This is a genomic window from Alphaproteobacteria bacterium (assembly GCA_019746225.1).
Lineage (GTDB): Bacteria > Pseudomonadota > Alphaproteobacteria > Paracaedibacterales > VGCI01 > VGCI01.
Genome location: JAIESE010000036.1, coordinates 36,379 through 53,383, shown reverse-complemented (window position 1 = coordinate 53,383; position 17,005 = coordinate 36,379). Strand labels below are relative to the sequence as shown.

17 protein-coding genes and 1 pseudogene are annotated in these 17,005 nt (G+C 44.9%); 9 read left to right on the top strand and 9 right to left on the bottom strand.

Annotated elements, in window-relative coordinates:
- The first annotated feature begins 42 nt into the window (after positions 1–42).
- Together rpsO and pnp are read left to right on the top strand one after the other, a co-directional pair.
- Positions 43–312, top strand: a complete 270-nt coding sequence (gene rpsO, locus K2Y18_06600) for a 30S ribosomal protein S15 (GenBank protein MBX9805404.1) — start codon at positions 43–45, stop codon at positions 310–312.
- A 164-nt stretch (positions 313–476) separates the two neighbouring features.
- Positions 477–2,579, top strand: a complete 2,103-nt coding sequence (pnp, locus tag K2Y18_06595) for a polyribonucleotide nucleotidyltransferase (GenBank protein ID MBX9805403.1) — start codon at positions 477–479, stop codon at positions 2,577–2,579.
- A gap of 72 nt (positions 2,580–2,651) precedes the next feature.
- Here pnp and K2Y18_06590 read toward each other — a convergent pair whose 3' ends face one another.
- The 8 genes and pseudogenes from K2Y18_06590 to K2Y18_06555 all read right to left on the bottom strand — a co-directional run bounded on the left by K2Y18_06590 (position 2,652) and on the right by K2Y18_06555 (position 7,960).
- The gene (locus K2Y18_06590; protein ID MBX9805402.1) at positions 2,652–3,164 is read right to left on the bottom strand and encodes a GNAT family N-acetyltransferase; all 513 of its coding nucleotides are present in this window, start codon (positions 3,162–3,164) and stop codon (positions 2,652–2,654) included.
- Between the two features lie 8 nt (positions 3,165–3,172).
- Positions 3,173–3,481: a DUF1778 domain-containing protein gene (locus K2Y18_06585; protein MBX9805401.1), complete on the bottom strand. Its 309-nt coding sequence runs from the start codon at positions 3,479–3,481 to the stop codon at positions 3,173–3,175.
- 107 nt (positions 3,482–3,588) lie between these two features.
- Positions 3,589–4,227: a MarC family protein gene (locus K2Y18_06580; GenBank protein ID MBX9805400.1), complete on the bottom strand. Its 639-nt coding sequence runs from the start codon at positions 4,225–4,227 to the stop codon at positions 3,589–3,591.
- Between the two features lie 38 nt (positions 4,228–4,265).
- Positions 4,266–5,342: pseudogene (locus K2Y18_06575) on the bottom strand (hypothetical protein).
- A 75-nt stretch (positions 5,343–5,417) separates the two neighbouring features.
- Positions 5,418–6,287 (bottom strand): hypothetical protein, encoded by an 870-nt coding sequence (locus K2Y18_06570; protein ID MBX9805399.1) that lies wholly within the window; start codon positions 6,285–6,287, stop codon positions 5,418–5,420.
- Positions 6,194–6,550, bottom strand: a complete 357-nt coding sequence (locus K2Y18_06565; protein MBX9805398.1) for a hypothetical protein — start codon at positions 6,548–6,550, stop codon at positions 6,194–6,196. The genes K2Y18_06570 and K2Y18_06565 overlap by 94 nt, the downstream gene beginning before the upstream one ends.
- A 146-nt stretch (positions 6,551–6,696) precedes the next feature.
- The gene (gene ruvC, locus K2Y18_06560; GenBank protein MBX9805397.1) at positions 6,697–7,209 is read right to left on the bottom strand and encodes a crossover junction endodeoxyribonuclease RuvC; all 513 of its coding nucleotides are present in this window, start codon (positions 7,207–7,209) and stop codon (positions 6,697–6,699) included.
- A 1-nt stretch (position 7,210) separates the two neighbouring features.
- Positions 7,211–7,960: a YebC/PmpR family DNA-binding transcriptional regulator gene (locus K2Y18_06555; GenBank protein ID MBX9805396.1), complete on the bottom strand. Its 750-nt coding sequence runs from the start codon at positions 7,958–7,960 to the stop codon at positions 7,211–7,213.
- A gap of 238 nt (positions 7,961–8,198) precedes the next feature.
- Between K2Y18_06555 and K2Y18_06550 the strand changes: the two genes are divergently transcribed.
- The 4 genes from K2Y18_06550 to thpR all read left to right on the top strand — a co-directional run bounded on the left by K2Y18_06550 (position 8,199) and on the right by thpR (position 12,984).
- Positions 8,199–10,280 (top strand): sodium-translocating pyrophosphatase, encoded by a 2,082-nt coding sequence (locus K2Y18_06550; protein MBX9805395.1) that lies wholly within the window; start codon positions 8,199–8,201, stop codon positions 10,278–10,280.
- Positions 10,281–10,434: 154 nt separating this feature from the next.
- Complete coding sequence (locus tag K2Y18_06545; protein ID MBX9805394.1) at positions 10,435–11,481, top strand: hypothetical protein; 1,047 nt, start codon at positions 10,435–10,437, stop codon at positions 11,479–11,481.
- A gap of 164 nt (positions 11,482–11,645) precedes the next feature.
- On the top strand, positions 11,646–12,437 hold the full coding sequence (locus tag K2Y18_06540) for a TylF/MycF family methyltransferase (GenBank protein MBX9805393.1): 792 nt from the start codon (positions 11,646–11,648) through the stop codon (positions 12,435–12,437).
- 4 nt (positions 12,438–12,441) lie between these two features.
- Entirely contained in the window at positions 12,442–12,984 is a 543-nt protein-coding gene (thpR, locus tag K2Y18_06535) for an RNA 2',3'-cyclic phosphodiesterase (GenBank protein MBX9805392.1), read from the top strand.
- Positions 12,985–13,181: 197 nt separating this feature from the next.
- Here the strand turns inward: thpR and K2Y18_06530 are convergent, their stop codons facing one another.
- The gene (locus K2Y18_06530; protein ID MBX9805391.1) at positions 13,182–13,535 is read right to left on the bottom strand and encodes a histidine triad nucleotide-binding protein; all 354 of its coding nucleotides are present in this window, start codon (positions 13,533–13,535) and stop codon (positions 13,182–13,184) included.
- 104 nt (positions 13,536–13,639) lie between these two features.
- Between K2Y18_06530 and hslV the strand changes: the two genes are divergently transcribed.
- The 3 genes from hslV (at position 13,640) to K2Y18_06515 (ending at position 16,949) form a co-directional block, all read left to right on the top strand.
- Positions 13,640–14,191, top strand: coding sequence for an ATP-dependent protease subunit HslV (gene hslV, locus K2Y18_06525; GenBank protein ID MBX9805390.1), 552 nt, complete (start codon positions 13,640–13,642; stop codon positions 14,189–14,191).
- Between the two features lie 4 nt (positions 14,192–14,195).
- Entirely contained in the window at positions 14,196–15,506 is a 1,311-nt protein-coding gene (gene hslU, locus K2Y18_06520) for an ATP-dependent protease ATPase subunit HslU (GenBank protein ID MBX9805389.1), read from the top strand.
- A 216-nt stretch (positions 15,507–15,722) separates the two neighbouring features.
- Positions 15,723–16,949 carry a hypothetical protein gene (locus K2Y18_06515; GenBank protein ID MBX9805388.1) on the top strand — a complete coding sequence of 409 codons (1,227 nt, stop codon included), beginning with the start codon at positions 15,723–15,725 and terminating at the stop codon, positions 16,947–16,949.
- Positions 16,950–17,005: the final 56 nt, after the last annotated feature.

The following is a 17,005-nucleotide window of genomic DNA, read 5'->3' as shown; positions in this document are numbered from 1 at the left end:
AGAAATGTTGTATAAAAGTTTTAAAGAAGAGGACAAAATCCGATGTCGATCGAAGCGTTACGTAAACAGGAATTAATTAAGGAGTTCGCAACCAAGCCTGGAGATACTGGATCTCCTGAAGTTCAGGTTGCCATTTTGACAGAGCGCATCCGCAATCTGTCTGGTCACATGGAAACACATCCAAAAGATTTTCACTCTCGTCGTGGCTTGATCCTAATGGTCGGTCAACGTCGCCGACTTCTGGATTATCTAAAAAGTAAAAGTGAAGAGCGTTATCAAACGTTGATTAAACGCCTAGAGATACGTCGCTAATTGATTGCATCGGATGGAATCAGATACAGCATGATGATGAGGCTTAAATATTGCTCAAGCTCACAAAATATCAAGGTTTATGAAATGAAAAGGGCGAAGTTTTGGGACTTCGCTCTTTTATTATTTATATTTTCCCAAAATGAAAAGGTACGTTAATGTCAAAAATGTTTAAAATTACACGTCAAGAAGTTAAGTGGGGCAACCGCACACTTATATTAGAAACTGGTAAGGTTGCTCGTCAGGCAGATGGTGCTGTACTCGCCACTTACGGTGAAACAACAGTTTTATGTACGGTTGTGGCCCAAAGAGAGCCGAATCCAAATGTGGATTTCTTTCCGCTGACAGTTCATTATCAAGAAAAAGTGTTTGCAGTAGGCCGCATACCAGGTGGCTTTTTCAAGCGCGAAGGCCGACCTTCCGAAAAAGAAGTTCTGACCTCTCGTCTTGTTGATCGCCCCATTCGCCCCTTATTCCCAGAAGGCTTTCGTAACGAAGTGCAAGTCATTTGCACCGTTTTGAGCCATGACCTTGAAAATGACCCGGATGTTGTGGCTTTAGTCGGCGCTTCTGCTGCCCTTGCCATTTCTGGTGTTCCTTTCTTGGGCCCGGTTGGTGCGGCACGTGTTGGTTATGCGAACGGCGAGTATATATTGAACCCAACTCCCTCAGAATTAATTGAAAGCCAGTTGGATTTAATCCTGGCCGGGACCAAAAGCGGTGTTTTGATGGTTGAATCAGAAGCTCAAGAGTTATCTGAGGATATCATGTTAGGTGCTGTTGAGTTTGGCCACAAGGCTTTCCAACCGATTATTGAGGCTATTGCTAAGCTAAAAGATGCGGCAGGCAAAGACGATTGGGACCTTCCCGCGCCGGCTTATGATAAAAAGGCGATCTATGATCAAGTTAAAAAGATTGCCGAGAAAGATTTGCGCAAGGCCTATAGCATCACAACAAAGCAAGATCGTTACACCGCCATTGGCGAAGTGAAGACTGCCACAAAGGAAAAGCTCGCAAGTGAAATCGAGAATGAGTCAGCATTAAGTCATGCGTTGAAGGCTTTGGAAGCTGACATATTGCGCAACCTCATTCTTGAAGATTCAAAGCGTGTTGATGGCCGTGATTTAACAACGGTTCGCCCCATTGTTTGTGAAACCGGTATTTTGCCGCGTACCCATGGCAGTGCTTTGTTTACCCGTGGAGAAACTCAAGCCCTTGTGGTGACTACCCTTGGAACTGGACAGGATGAGCAAATTATTGACGCCCTTGAAGGGGAATATCGCGAACGCTTCCTCCTTCACTATAACTTCCCCCCATATTCCGTAGGTGAAGTGGGCCGGATGTCATCCCCAGGTCGTCGCGAAATTGGCCATGGAAAATTGGCATGGCGTGCGATTCGTCCCCTTCTTCCCAGCAAGGAGCAGTTCCCCTATACGATTCGAACCGTCTCTGAAATTACAGAATCCAATGGATCTTCTTCAATGGCAACGGTTTGTGGAACCTCTTTGTCCATGATGGATGCCGGCGTTCCTTTAACACGTCCCATTGCGGGTATTGCCATGGGGCTTATTAAAGAGGGCAAGAAATTCGCTGTTCTTTCAGACATTCTGGGTGATGAAGATCATTTAGGAGATATGGACTTTAAAGTTGCTGGAACAACCAATGGTGTGACAGCGCTTCAAATGGACATTAAAATCACGAGTATTACGCCTGAAATTATGCGTGTTGCGCTTGGCCAAGCGCGTGAAGGCCGTTTGCATATCTTAGAAGAAATGAGCAAAGAAATTGAGTCATCTCGTGAATCGGTAAGCGACCATGCCCCGCGCATGGTAACGATCACCATTCCTAAAGACAAGATTCGTGACATCATCGGCCCAGGCGGCAAGATGATTCGGGAAATTTGTGAGACCACAGGCGCTAAGATCGATATTGAAGATGACGGCACTGTCAGCATCTCTGCAGTCGATGCGAAGGCTATTGAAGCGGCTTTAAGCACCATTCGAGGCATTGCTTGTGACCCTGAAGTGGGTGAAATTTACACTGGCAAGGTTGTCAAAATCATGGACTTTGGGGCGTTCGTCAACTTTATGGGTAACCGCGATGGCTTGGTTCACATCAGTGAATTGTCACCAGAACGAGTCGCTAAGGTAACGGACATCGTTAAAGAGGGCGATACGGTACGCGTAAAAGTCGTTGGATTTGACGATCGTGGGAAAGTAAAACTGACCATGAAGTCGATTCCTCAAACGGAGGAAGCTCCTGAGGCTTAAGGTAGTAAAAGGGGTGAGGGACAAGTTCTCTCACCTTATGCCCTCTCTTACTCGATATTCTATGAAGGCTTTTTATTCAACAAACAAATTTCTTATAACTTTCATAGGCATAAAAAGTTTTAAAGGTTGGTTTGGAAATTGAATAAAGCCATATTTTGTATAGAAGGAGACTACTTTCTCGTTAGTTGCATCCACTATGACAGAAAAGCCTCGGATTTCATTGCTGTAACATTTTAGAAGAGCATCGATTAAAAGTTTCTTACCTATACCCATTTCTTGATTTTTTATGCTCACAGCTAGGCGGCCAATTCTATAGGCAGGCAAGAACGGATACCGAGGGAGTGATTGAGCAATTTCAATTGGTAAACCTGTAAACTCTATTTGAGCAGCTGATAAAGTGTAAAAACCCATAACTTCCGTTGAGTCTTCTTCCTTTGAGACAGCAACATATGTACTTGATATGAATTTCTTAACTTCTTGGCCAGCTTGGTTTCGTAGGTAAATGTTAAGAGCATCTTCGCCGCAATCAAATAGTTTGCGATTGTGTTTGTTATCGAGTCGTTCTATACGAACATCATTTGTCATGGTCGCTATTAGTTAGCCTCAAAGTATTGTTTTGCAGCGGAACGCAAGGCTTCATTAGGAACTTCATAGTTTAGTAAAGCTTCCATGAAGATACGTTGATCTTCTTTGCCGAGGGTAATAATCTCATACTCCCGTATTGTCCTTAAAGCTTCTTGTTGAGCAGAATTAATTAAAAATTCCGTTAATGTCTTTCCTTGTAAATCTGCAGCTTTTTGGAAAAGAGATTTTTGTTCTTTTGGGACGCGAGCCTCCAAACGGTCGCGTTTAAGACCGCTTCTTTTCTCATGAGAGTGTTGATACTCTTGTGTGTGACTCATAATGGCCTCCTAATTTCTTTAACCTTACATCTTATAATATACGGCAAATTGCCGTACTTTCAAGTGGTAAAATGCGAAAATTAGAAAAAATCACAAAATTACCCCCCTCAGCCCATCACACCCTTCACAACCATGGTGATTCCGTTGATCATGTATTGAACAGCCAAGGCGGCGAGAATAATACCAAAGACGCGGGTCATGACGTTGGTTCCTGTCACCCCCAGAAGTTTCATCAGCCAGTCACCAATCAGGAGACTAAGGTAGGTGATGAGCAAGACGGTCATCAATATCAAGACAATGCCTAAGCTTGCTTCCATACCCATGGTCTCAGCTTGGCGCATCAGGACAACGATGGAGGTTAACGCCCCAGGACCTGCAATGAGGGGAATTGCCAGAGGAAATACGGAGATATCATCGCGGTGCGTGGCTTCTTCGGCCTCGTCTCCCGTGGTTGAGCGGATACCAGACGCGCGAGCCACTACCATTTCAATGGCGGCTAGAAGCAATAAGAAGCCTCCCGCAATGCGAAACGCGGGCTCAGAAATGCTTAACGCATCGAGCAGTTTGTCCCCTGCAAAAGCAAAAGCGAGAAGCAGAATAGTGGCGATGACGGTTGATTTAAGGGCTGTGTGGCGTTTACTGGCGACAGTGTCGTTGCGTGTCAAACCAACGAACATCGGAACGACAGCAAAGGGGTCAATCACAACAAATAGAGTAACAAATGCCTGCCAGAAAAATAGGGACATGGAAGTGACCTCATAAGAGTAGAAACGATATCTCTTCTCTATTTGTAAAGGGTCACTATTTTGTTTACAAGATTCCTTTTACTAAATCGTTCTTTAGCAAGGTGATCACTGGCATCACTTGTCGTCATATGATGGGCCTTTGCGGTTTCAAAAATTTCCAAAAGAGTGTGATAAATACCTCCGACATGGGTCATGACGTTAGCAAGATTATAATTCGGACCCTCATAAGACACATTAATGAGGCCGCCAGAATTGATGAGGTAATCTGGAGCGTATAAGATGTTCCGATCTTCAAGGGCTTTGGCATGATGGGGTTCGGCGAGTTGATTGTTGGCAGAGCCGGCCACGATTTTGCACTTCAGAAGCGGGATCGTTCTGTCATTCAAAATTCCCCCCAGGGCACAAGGGGCAAAGACATCAACGTCGGCTGAATAAATGTCGTTAATGCCAACGGCTTCAGCGCCATATTGAGCGGCAATCTTTTGAAGGAGCGTCTTATTAATGTCGGTCAAAACTAAGGTGGCGCCAGCCTCAGAAAGACGCTTGACGAGGTCTATGCCCACATGACCGAGCCCTTGAATGGCGATACGAACGCCTGTCAAGTCTTCCTTCCCTAACTTATACTAAACGCAAGACTGAATTCCTGTGAAAACCCCAAAGGATGTTAGAATCGATGGATCTCCGCTTCCCCCTTCTTTGGCTTCACGCCCCACAACATGGGTTGTTGTCTCAAAGATAGTGCTCATGTCTTGAAGGGAGGTCCCCATATCTTCGGCCGTGATGTAAAGCCCGTTGAGGCGTTCCACAAACCGACCAAAGGCCCGCAATTTTTCAGGGGTTTTTTCTGTATGAGAATCACCTATAATGACGGCCTTCCCACCACCCAATTCCAGATTGGCCAAGGCGGCCTTGTAGGTCATGCCGCGCGACAGACGAAGGACGTCTTTTAAGGCATCTTCCTCCGTTGCATATGGCCAAAACCGGCACCCGCCCAACGCTGGGCCCAGATTGGTGTTGTGGATGGCAATGATGGCTTTGAGACCTGACGCCTTGTCATAGCAAAATGTAACTTGCTCGTGATCATCAAAATCATGGGCATCAAAAATCACAACCAAGTTCCTTATCTTTAAGACATATATTCTTAAGGATAAGGGGATCTTGTTAAGATTTCGTGAAGGAGAGAAGAGACGTCAATATTCAATCTTTTCGATCGTATAAGAGTCTAAATCTTCCCCAATATCAGCTTTCGCTCTATCTTTTGAATTTCCTGTTAGGTATAGGGGGGCTGGATTTAAACGACACTCATATACCTCCTCAACAAACTCTTGGGGTGCGCAAAAAAAGCTAAATGTGAAGCTCGTATTCACCCACAGAGGATTTTGATGACAGAATTCTGAGATCTTTCCTTGGATTGTTTCGGGTTTGAAAAAATAACCACTAGCATAGAATCTCAATACTTCTAAGGTCGGACAACTTGTTAGGACACCCAGGTCATCTCGATTGAGCAGGTGATCTTCCACCCCATAATGACAGAGTCCATGAGGGTCTCCTAAGGTTAAAGTACGCAAGCTTGGAAAGCAATTTGGGCTATTGAGGAGATTCCCCGTTTCACGGATCCCAATTAATTTAAGCCTCGTCAGTCCTTGCCAATTTTGAAAGGCATCACAGGTAAGGGTATGAGACCGCTCAACCCCATCTCCATGGAGAATCAAGGAACTTAGGTTCACACAGCGTTGTTGTAATTGGAGGAGCATAAAATCGGTTGCATCATGAATCTCAAGGTGTCTGAGAGGTAAGAACATCTGAATATAGGGTTCAAACAGAAGGGGGCTCGCTTCAGATTGGCCTAATAAGAGAGCATTCGTCTGATGGCGCGCTGGTAAAGAAGAACATTCCTCGGATATTGTCAAAGAACGGCGATGGGGAAAAGAATTTATGTAAGCTAAGACTTCCTCATCTAGTATTGTTAAACCATAAAGGCGAAAGAGTTTCTTTTTAATGTCAATTTGGTCGTTCGTGAAAAAACAACTGCCCGCGCCGCATTTAAGAACTCGGTACATACTGTCATTAAACGTTTCGCATACCAATTACCCATCTGTCTAAAGATGTGCCGTGTACAAAGGTCATCTAAGGGCCAGCCACTATTTACTTGTTTCGGAGCTTTTACTAAGTTTTCTTCGTCTTTCTTCGTATCATCTGTCTCTCTCTTCCTAAGAATTCCAGTCGCTTCTGCATTTTCTGGAAACGAATTTTCTTTCTCCATGGCTAAAGCTTGAAGGGTGAAGGAAATTCCTAAAATAAGAATTAGTAGTCTCTTTTTCATAAGTAAGTAGTCCCTTGTTCATTGAAATGAAATTTTTTGATTATTTTTCGTTTATACAGAAATTTGTTAATATAATCAATTTTCATTCTATATTAAAGTATATTTCTGGAAGTCTTTAATTCGTGACTTTAGAACAATCCGTCTTCTTAACCAGCCACAGACCGTGCAATCAACTCCGCAGTCCCGCGATAATGAGCATGGCAGATGGCAACGGCTAAAGCATCGGCAGCGTCGGCCGAAACTACCCCGCAGCTGGGAAGCAAGCGTTGAACCATCAACGCGACTTGATTTTTATCCGCATGCCCCACACCAACGATGGATTTCTTGACGCGATTGGCGGCATATTCCCCCACCACAAGACCTGCTTGGGCAGGAGCGAGAAGGACAATGCCGCGGGCCATGCCAAGTTTGAGGGTGGAGGCAGGATTTTTGTTCACGAAGGTTTCTTCAACGGCAGCTTCATGGGGGCTGTAGAGATCTATTATTTTGAGAAGTTCTTGGTAAAGTTGAGACAAACGAGGGGCGAGGTCATCGCCGCTATCAGATTTGGCAACACCGTGAGCCACATAAGCCAACCGATTGCCGGTGCTGTCCACAATCCCCCAACCGGTGGTGCGTAAGCCCGGATCGAGGCCTAAGATGCGGACCGTGTTGGTCATCTTAAGCGGTCAGCTTTTTCAAAACTTCGTCGCTCATTTCTCCGTTGGAATAAACGTTTTGAACGTCATCATTATCTTCCAATACATCAATGAGTTTCAGGAGGGTTTGGGCCGCATCTTCATCACAAGACGCGGTTGTGGTGGGGCGCCAGATCACTTTTGCTTCCAAAGGATCCCCATACTTTTGCCCCAAATAATCCCGGACAGAACCAAAGGAATCAACCGTAGAGGTGATTTCGTAGACCTCCTCTTCGGTCTCTAAATTTTCAGCGCCAGCTTCAAGAACCGCTTCAAACACATCATCATAAGATCCCACAGAAACGGGGTAACGAATTAACCCAATGCGCTCAAACATGAAGCTCACACTGCCTGTTTCACCCAGTGTTCCGCCATATTTGGTGAAAGCTGAGCGCACATCCGACACGGTTCGATTACGATTGTCCGTCAGACCTTCTACAATGATAGCGGTCCCGCCGGGGCCAAAACCCTCATACCGAACTTCCTCATAATGGGTTGTATCTTCTCCCCCAAGAGCTTTCTTGATGGCGCGATCAATGTTGTCTTTGGGCATGTTGGCAGCACGAGCAGATGAAAGGGCGGCGCGAAGACGGGGGTTTGAGTTGGGATCTGGTAGGCCACCGCGTACCGAAACAATGATTTCGCGTGTAATCTTGGCAAACATTTTGGCGCGCTTCGCGTCTTGGGCGCCTTTGCGATACATAATATTTTTAAACTGCGAATGACCTGCCATTTTTATCATCCCTTCTTTCTTTAAAGGCCGTTTCTCTATTTTTGACAGATGAAGGCCCTTGTGATCAAGACAAAAGAGAGAGGGTGAGTATTTTACCCTGAGAATGAATTTTATTGATGAAATTCAATTTAATCATCGAACCTGTTGCGTGAATAAATTTTATCTGGCATTCTGCGTGCAAATGGGGCATGCCCCTTATTTTGGATAACGAACTGAATAGAAGGATAATTTTATGACTATGGACTATGCTTTTCCCCTTATTTTTAGCTGTGCTGGATTGGCTTTGCTCTATGCGCTTGTCGCAGGACGCAGTGTCTTTGCCGCGAGCCCAGGCACAAAACAGATGCAAGAAATTTCAAGCGCCATTCAAGAAGGCGCCAAGGCTTACCTGAATCGTCAATACAGCACGATCGCCATGGTTGGCGTTGTGGTTGCTTTAATTTTGGGATATTTATTGTCCCCCTTGGTTGCTTTAGGCTTTGGCATCGGCTCTATCCTTTCCGGCCTTGCTGGGTATATCGGGATGAACGTTTCTGTTCGTGCCAATGTGCGCACCGCAGAAGCGGCTAAAACGGGATTGGCGCCGGCTCTTAACATCGCTTTCAAATCCGGTGCGATCACCGGCATGTTGGTTGTTGGGCTTGGGCTGCTGGGTGTTTCTTTGTATTATCATTATCTTCTGTCTATTAACATTGAACAACGCCTTCTCTTGGAAGCCCTGGTTGCTTTAAGTTTTGGGGCATCTCTTATTTCCATCTTTGCACGATTGGGCGGTGGTATCTTTACAAAAGGTGCGGACGTTGGTGCAGACTTGGTTGGAAAAATTGAAGCCGGAATTCCGGAAGATGACCCCCGCAACCCAGCTGTGATTGCGGATAACGTGGGCGACAACGTGGGCGACTGCGCGGGTATGGCTGCGGACTTGTTTGAAACATATGCGGTGACCATCGTGGCTTCCATGTTGCTTGCAGCGATTTTCTTCACAGGTTCTGATCAAAAAATCCTTATGATGTACCCACTTCTCATCAGTGCTGTGTGTATTATTGCCTCGATTGCCGGAACGTTTTTCGTATGTCTTGGCAAGACCAAGAATATTATGGGAGCGCTTTACAAAGGATTTATCGCGGCTTCAATCATCTCAGCGGTGCTCATTGTGGGCGTTACGTTTATGACTTTTGACAGTTTGACGCAAACCTTGTCGGTTGAAGGTTTAAGCTTTACACCAATTAACTTGCTTTACTGTGCGCTCACCGGTCTTGGTGTGACGGGCTTGCTCGTTTGGATCACCGAGTATTATACTTCCACAGATTATCGCCCGGTTCGAAGCGTTGCTCAAGCCTCCACAACAGGTCATGCAACGAACATTATTCAAGGGTTAGCGGTTTCCATGGAAGCCACAGCCCTTCCGGTTTTGGTGATTTGTGCGGGCATTATAGCCGCGTTCATGAATGCAGGCTTGTTCGGTATCGCCATTGCCGCGACTACCATGTTGGCTTTGGCTGGGATGGTTGTAGCGCTGGATGCGTATGGTCCTGTGACCGACAATGCCGGTGGTATTGCGGAAATGGCGAACTTGCCAAAGGATGTTCGTAAAGTCACAGATGCGTTGGATGCTGTTGGAAACACCACCAAAGCCGTGACAAAGGGATATGCGATCGGTTCTGCTGGTTTGGCGTCTCTAGTTCTTTTTGCGGCTTACACGGAAGATTTGAAGCATCACTTTAGCAACCTGAATGTTCAATTCAGCCTCCAAGATCCTTACGTTCTTGTTGGCTTGTTCATTGGGGGATTGCTTCCCTTCTTGTTTGGCGCCATGGGCATGAAAGCGGTGGGCAGGGCAGGGGCAGCCGTTGTGGTAGAAGTACGTCGTCAGTTCGCTGAAATCAAGGGCATTATGCAAGGTAAAGCAAAGCCGGATTACAGTGCAGCTGTGGACATGCTCACGAAAGCCGCAATTCGGGAAATGATTATTCCATCACTTCTTCCGGTTCTGGCACCCGTCGTTTTGTACTATGCTATTAACGCGATTGCAGGACAAAGCTCTGCGTTCTCTGCTTTGGGAGCGATGCTGATCGGAACCATCATCACTGGATTGTTCCTTGCGATTTCCATGACCTCCGGCGGTGGTGCTTGGGATAATGCAAAGAAGTATATCGAAGATGGCAACCTTGGGGGCAAAGGTTCTGATGCTCACAAGGCAGCAATTACAGGAGACACAGTCGGCGACCCTTATAAGGATACAGCCGGTCCTGCCATTAATCCGATGATCAAAATCATCAACATCGTGGCGATTCTCTTGCTGGCTGTTCTTGCTAAATAGAGCACAGGTGACGAAAAAACAACCGCTACTTCGAAAGATGTAGCGGTTTTTTAATGTATATTTCGATGCTAATAATGATATATAATTTACACGAAATAGTAATAATTTCAAATCTAACATATAATATTAATAGAACTTAATGGGAGCATTCAAAATGAATGTCTTGTCTTTTCGACTCATTCTGTGCGTCATAACGCTTTTCGTTGCCTATACTTTATCTACAGCTGCAATGGATGAAGAACTTGCAGGTGGTTACAAAGGCGGCAGCGAGTCACCCTTAAAGAAATCGAGGGATGGGGATAGTACGGAAGAGGGCAAATCATTTGGTGAGAAGGGGGGAAGCGGATCGCCTTTAAAGAAGTCGATGGAGGCCCATTCGCCTCTCAGCCCCAGAAATTCGGGGATCAGGCACTCTGGGGATTGGCGGGGACGTCACAGTCTTTCAAGTTCTGGGGAAGGATTTGGAGAAGAGAATGAACCACATCATCCTATTCCATCCATTGAGTATGCGATTCCTGCAGAGCCCCCGCCGTATAATCTCCAAAACTTCTATCCGAGTAAGGTTTTGGGCGCCCCAAAATCTATGATCAAGACTCTCAAAGCAACATCCGTATACCTGCTTGATGAACTCATTGTGAGAGATCATGAAGATCCGAAAGGAATCGTCGTCATTGTAGACGTTGATGGTGTTCTGACAGACAACCAAAACCCGAAGCCTGATGATATGGTTAATCCGCGTAGGAACGCGATCGAGCTTATGAGGGAGCTGCATAGAAGGGGTTTCCACCTTATCGCCTCAAGCGCTCAGTCTGACTTGAATCACACATTAAATCGTATTCGCAAGCTTGGATTGGCAGACATTTTTCATGTTGGCGAATCGACAGAGTATAGCGCTAAAATTATTAAGATCTTTCAAGAGAAGAGGTTTGTAAGAAGTGTGTCGGTTATGTGTTTGGGAAACGTAATCTCTGTACATTCATTTTCAGAAGGATCCTTTCCTTCGTATTATCGCGGCAAAGCTTTATCACCTCTTATCGCTTTTGATGGAAAGGTTGATTTCATCCGGCGTGTGGTCTTTCTAGATGATAGCTCTAATAATATTATTCCTTTTGAAAAAGACGTTATGGCGTTGCATCCATTCGGAAATCACCCTGTTAAAGTTGATATCATCTTCCTGGGAGAGCCTTCGTTAGAACCTTAAGGTGGGTCATCTTTCTTTGACTTTTATTCCTTTCCTCAAGGGCAGTGTAACAACACTGCTCTTTTTTATGTCAAGTGACACGACAGTAATCTTGCTATATAAGTTGAATGTATTGATACGAAGAGAAGATCTTGGGCAACGAAAAAACAGATTGTGAGGGACAAATGAGTATCTTTTTAAAAATAATGGTGGTGACGTTTGTTGTGGCCCAGGTTCATGCCCAAGAAGTGATTCCGTATGATTGGAGTCGGGTGTTGGAAGTTCCCCCCGGTGCTGGAATTAATGAAGGTTCACAAGTTCTTCACTTCAAATGCAAGAACAAACACTACACCGCGAGCCCTGAAGCAACCCAGTTTGTTCAGATAAATCTTCTCAAAGCTCAAAAGTTACAATCCGATGCGGAAGTGATTTTGGCAGCTTCAAAAGCAGTGACCATACCGAATGGTGTTTATTTAGAATTGGGCGTTTGTACAGGCAAAACCATCAATTTTATCGCGGCTTTAAATCCTCATCATACGATCTATGGCTTCGATTCTTTTGAAGGGCTTCCTGAAGACTGGGTAAGAAGTGACAAGACTTTTAAAAAGGGAACCTTTGCTTTTAAAAAGGGCGTTTATCTTCCTCCTGTTCTCCACAATGTTCGTCTCTACAAGGGGTGGTTTAAGGATGTTTTGCCAAAATTCAAAGCAGATGCTCTTGTCAATAGACCCATTGCATTTATGCATATTGATAGTGATATCTATAGCTCGGCTAAAACCGTCTTTGACAGTCTCGGGGATAACATCGTTCCGGGTACGGTTATTCTCTTTGATGAGCTTTATAATTACCCGGGCTCAGAGCAACACGAATGGAAGGCTCTTAAGGAGTTTTTGGAAGCGAAGAAGTTAGGGGTTGAGTTTATTGCTTACAACGAAAACCACGAGCAAGTGGCTGTGAAGATTATCGCCAAGACATAAAATAATGGGGGAACATCGTCGCCTTTTTTTGGGAATCCCTCTTCCAGAAGATGTTTCGACCAAAATATCGCTGCAGATAGGGCATTTCTTAGGGAAGGTGATCCCTTTTCAAAATTGGCATATAACATTACATTTTTTAGGAAATGTTGAGGAGGCAAGATGTCCTCTTGTGGATGAAGCGCTTCAATCCCTTGATTTGGGGGTTTCCTTTCCCTTAATCTTTGATCACGTCGGTGCCTTTCCGAGCTCCAAAAGAGCTCGTACGCTTATCCTTGGGACGAAGGAATCCCCTCAAATGAATGCCCTTGTTCAAACAACCGGCAACGCTTTAACTTCTCTGGGGTTCATCCTTGAGGCGCGTCCCCACGTGCCCCATGTAACGGTTCGTCGGTTTCATCCACCGAAGAATGTAACGGATGTCCTGAAAACGCATCTCTTCGAGGAGGTTAATATGACAGTCGATCACCTTATTTTATTTGAAAGCATGTTGAATCAAGGTCCCGTTCATTACGAGAGGCTTAATGTCTATAAGTTCGGAGCCTATTAAGAATTACTTCCGCTTTTTCTTAAACAACAGATAGTAAATCACATAAAACCAGCTCAAAAACCCATGAATAATGGCCCATATTATCGAGTGGTTTTGATTGAATGAGACAGCAATGGCTAAAGCTGTTCCAAATGAGATTCCGTATTTAACGATTTCAGTTTCCATATATTTTGACCCTTCTTTGAGTTAGGAATCCCTTACGCCATCCCCCCTAAGCGCTTGCCACCAATGATGTGCACATGGAAGTGATCTACTTCGGCGCCACTATCGGCGCCATTATTCATCACCAGGCGAAAGCCTTGATCGGTTAACTGCAACTCCTCGGCTATTTTTTCTACGATTTGAAAAAAGTTTCCGATTTCATCCGGGGTGGCGCGGACAGTAAAATCAATTAACGAAGCATAAGGTGCTTTGGGAATCACCAAAACATGGATGGGGGCTTTGGGGTTGATATCCTTAAAAGCTAAGACTTGATCATCTTCGTAGACCCGGTCGCATGGGATTTCGCCCTTTAAGATTTTTGCAAAAATATTGTTATAGTCGTAAATCAATGGGTTCCTCCTTCATGAATATAACTTAGCATAGCAAATTCTTGCCATTTTGCTAATCTTTCATGTAAAACTAGGATATGTCTACATTTCATCAGGAGCTTTTCATGAGTACGTCTTCGAATCTACCCTCGTGGCATGGGACAACAATTGTATGTGTTCGCAAAAACAACAAGGTCGTTATTGCCGGTGATGGTCAAGTTACCTTGGGGGCCACTGTCATTAAATCTCAAGCGCGAAAAGTACGCCGCATTGGGGATGGTAAAGTGATTGCTGGATTTGCAGGGGCCACTGCTGATGCGTTTGCCCTTTTTGAACGCCTCGAAGCCAAGCTTGAAAAATATCCCAGCCAATTGGCACGCGCTTGTGTGGAAATGGCGAAGGACTGGCGAACGGACCGTTATCTGCGTCGCCTGGAGGCCATGATGGCGGTTGCAGATTCTTCTGTTTCTTTGGTTTTAACGGGGAACGGAGATGTGTTAGAGCCGGAAGATGGGCTCATTGGCATTGGATCCGGCGGATCTTTTGCGCTGGCTGCAGCAAGAGCCCTCATGACCGTCGACGATATGGACGCAGAAACCATTGCTCGGCGATCCATTGAAATTGCTGCCGACATTTGCATCTACACCAATAAAAATATCACCATAGAGAGTTTGTAAATCCATGACTTCCCTGACCCCCCGTGAAATTGCCAGTGAGCTCGACCGCTTTATCGTCGGCCAAGATGATGCGAAACGAGCCGTAGCCATTGCTTTGCGCAATCGGTGGCGCCGCCAGCAATTGCCATTAGAATTAAGAGAAGAAGTTTTGCCCAAGAACATTCTCATGATTGGACCGACGGGCGTTGGAAAAACTGAAATTGCCCGCCGTCTGGCGAAGCTTGCTCAAGCGCCATTCATCAAAGTAGAGGCTACAAAGTTCACGGAAATTGGCTATGTGGGGCGGGATGTGGAGCAAATCATTCGAGATCTGATCGAAATCGCGATTCAAATGACGCGCGAACGGTTGCGTGAAGAAGTGAAAGTTAAGGCTGAAACGCACGCGGAAGAGCGTGTTTTGGATGCGCTTGTGGGGGCGAGTGCGAGTCCGGAGACACGTCAAAAGTTCCGGCATCTCCTTCATGATGGGGAGTTGGATGAGAAGGAAATTGAACTCCAGGTTGCGGACACCAGCGGTATGAGCATGCCAACCTTCGATGTGCCTGGCATGCCTGGTGCGCAAATGGGCATGATGAATTTGGGCGATATGTTTGGCAAAGCCTTTGGGCAACGGACAAAGGCCCGGAAAATGACCGTTGCAGAAGCCTATACGGTTTTGATCCAAGAAGAAAGTGACAAGCTTTTGGATATGGATAAGGTGGTCCGGGAAGCCACAGAAATGGTTGAACAAAATGGGATCGTTTTTATTGATGAAATCGATAAGATTTGTGCACGTTCCGATCACCATGGGGCCGATGTGAGTCGGGAAGGGGTACAGCGAGATCTCCTGCCTCTTATTGAAGGCACAAGTGTTTCTACAAAGCATGGAACCATCAAAACAGACCATATATTGTTTATTACGTCTGGGGCCTTTCATTTGGCCAAACCGTCCGATTTGCTGCCTGAATTGCAAGGTCGTCTTCCTATTCGAGTTGAACTCAAGGCCCTGACGAAAGATGACTTCGTTCGTATTTTAACGGAACCTGAAGCCAACCTTATTCGTCAATCTAAAGCTATGATGGAAACCGAATCCGTTACGCTCAATTTCACAGATGATGCGATTCAAGAGATTGCAACCTTAGCGGCTGAGGTGAATCAGTCGGTGGAAAACATTGGCGCGCGCCGCCTACACACGATTCTTGAAAAATTGATGGAAGACATCAGCTTCAAAGCCTCCGAAATGGCGGGAGAGACCATTACCATCACGGACAAAGACGTGCGGGATAAGGTCTCTGATTTGGCCCACAACGCGGATCTTTCAAAGTTTATTTTGTAAGGATGTTTTCAGATTGTTGTTTTGTCTTAAAGACTAAGAGATTTTGAACACCAATTGTATAAACAAGAATGACAACACTACTATTTAAGAGTTTTTTAAGTTTAAAATCAAGAAACAGATTGAAAAATAAAAATAAATTTCCTATATATATTTCAATTAACCTAGTACCTATTTGTGAATAGAAACTATTTAAATTATTATTTAAAGGAAACCCCGATGAAACGTATTCTCTTGTCTACACTTTTGTTTTCTTCTATCTCCAATATTCAAGCTATGGAAGAGGCACAGAGTCTGGCTCCTTTTATTTTAAAGGCGTCTTCTGAAAGTGTTCGAACTTTTAAAGATATGCTTCAAAGCAATTCGGAATTGACGTTTGTTCAAGACATAGTTTCTGGTTTTGAAAAATCCGTATTACCTGAACTGCCTCCGTTGGCTGTTAAAAGCATGGATGAGAGCGAACTGGTATCTAATTTGAAATCAGCTCTGCATAATTTTAAGCTGATGCTTGCTGAACAACATGGAGTTACCATTTCATTCTTTAATGTCAAAACGGTTGAGGGCTTGAAGGTTGTTTTAAAAGAAAGTGGAGCCGCTGAAGACCTTATTGATCAAGAAGTTCAAAGGAAAGTGGCAGAAGAACAAGCCGAATTTGAGAAAAGACAGCAAAATAAGATAAATGACTTTGAACTCTATAGCCAATGGACGCAGACTTACGGAACCCAACCTCTGGGTCTTTGGAATAGCTTCATTTATTATGTCCTTGGGTCATCCATTAAAATGCCTCCAGGGTGTGACTATGCCGAAAAAGGGCGCTTTGATAGAGAAGAACCTCTCCCTCTTAAAGCCCGTCAAATCACTTGGGACGCGTTGAGAAAGAGTGGGATCATTTCAACAACTATAGAAAATCCAATTGACTATCGCTACAATCCAGCAGCCCTTTTGAACGCTAAAATTGAGAGCAGTCAAGCCCGTGGTCTTATCCTTGGGTGTGGACATTTTTTGACTGTTTCAACCCTAGCTAACCTCAATCTCGATGAATATGAGCATAGCAATTGTGCGGGCTGCCGAGAAGACCACAAAGCACGTGGTGAAGTTACAATTAACATCGATGCAACACAATGTCCTGATATCTATGCTGATGGCTTAGATGTTGCGCTTTGGGCTGGTATCACCTCAGGTTCTGTTAGCTATATTAAGGATGAAATTGGCCTAGAGGGTTTTATGAGTAAGGGGAATGAGTCCTTATTCCAGAGCATGGTAAACTCTTTAAAACCGGGTGGTGAATTATTTATTTTCGCGAATAACGAGCAATCCCCATTATCGCGCGAGAGTCGAGTGTTTCTAAATGGGATCAAGGGTTTCGAGATTGTTGAATATCCAGAAATGATTGTCCGTAGCAATCTACAAGTTCCTGCCAAACGGGTGAAACTTGTGAAAAACTAACTCGATAGGGAGGACAATTAAGAGGAGAGAAAGCAGCAAACTTTCTCTCCTTTTTT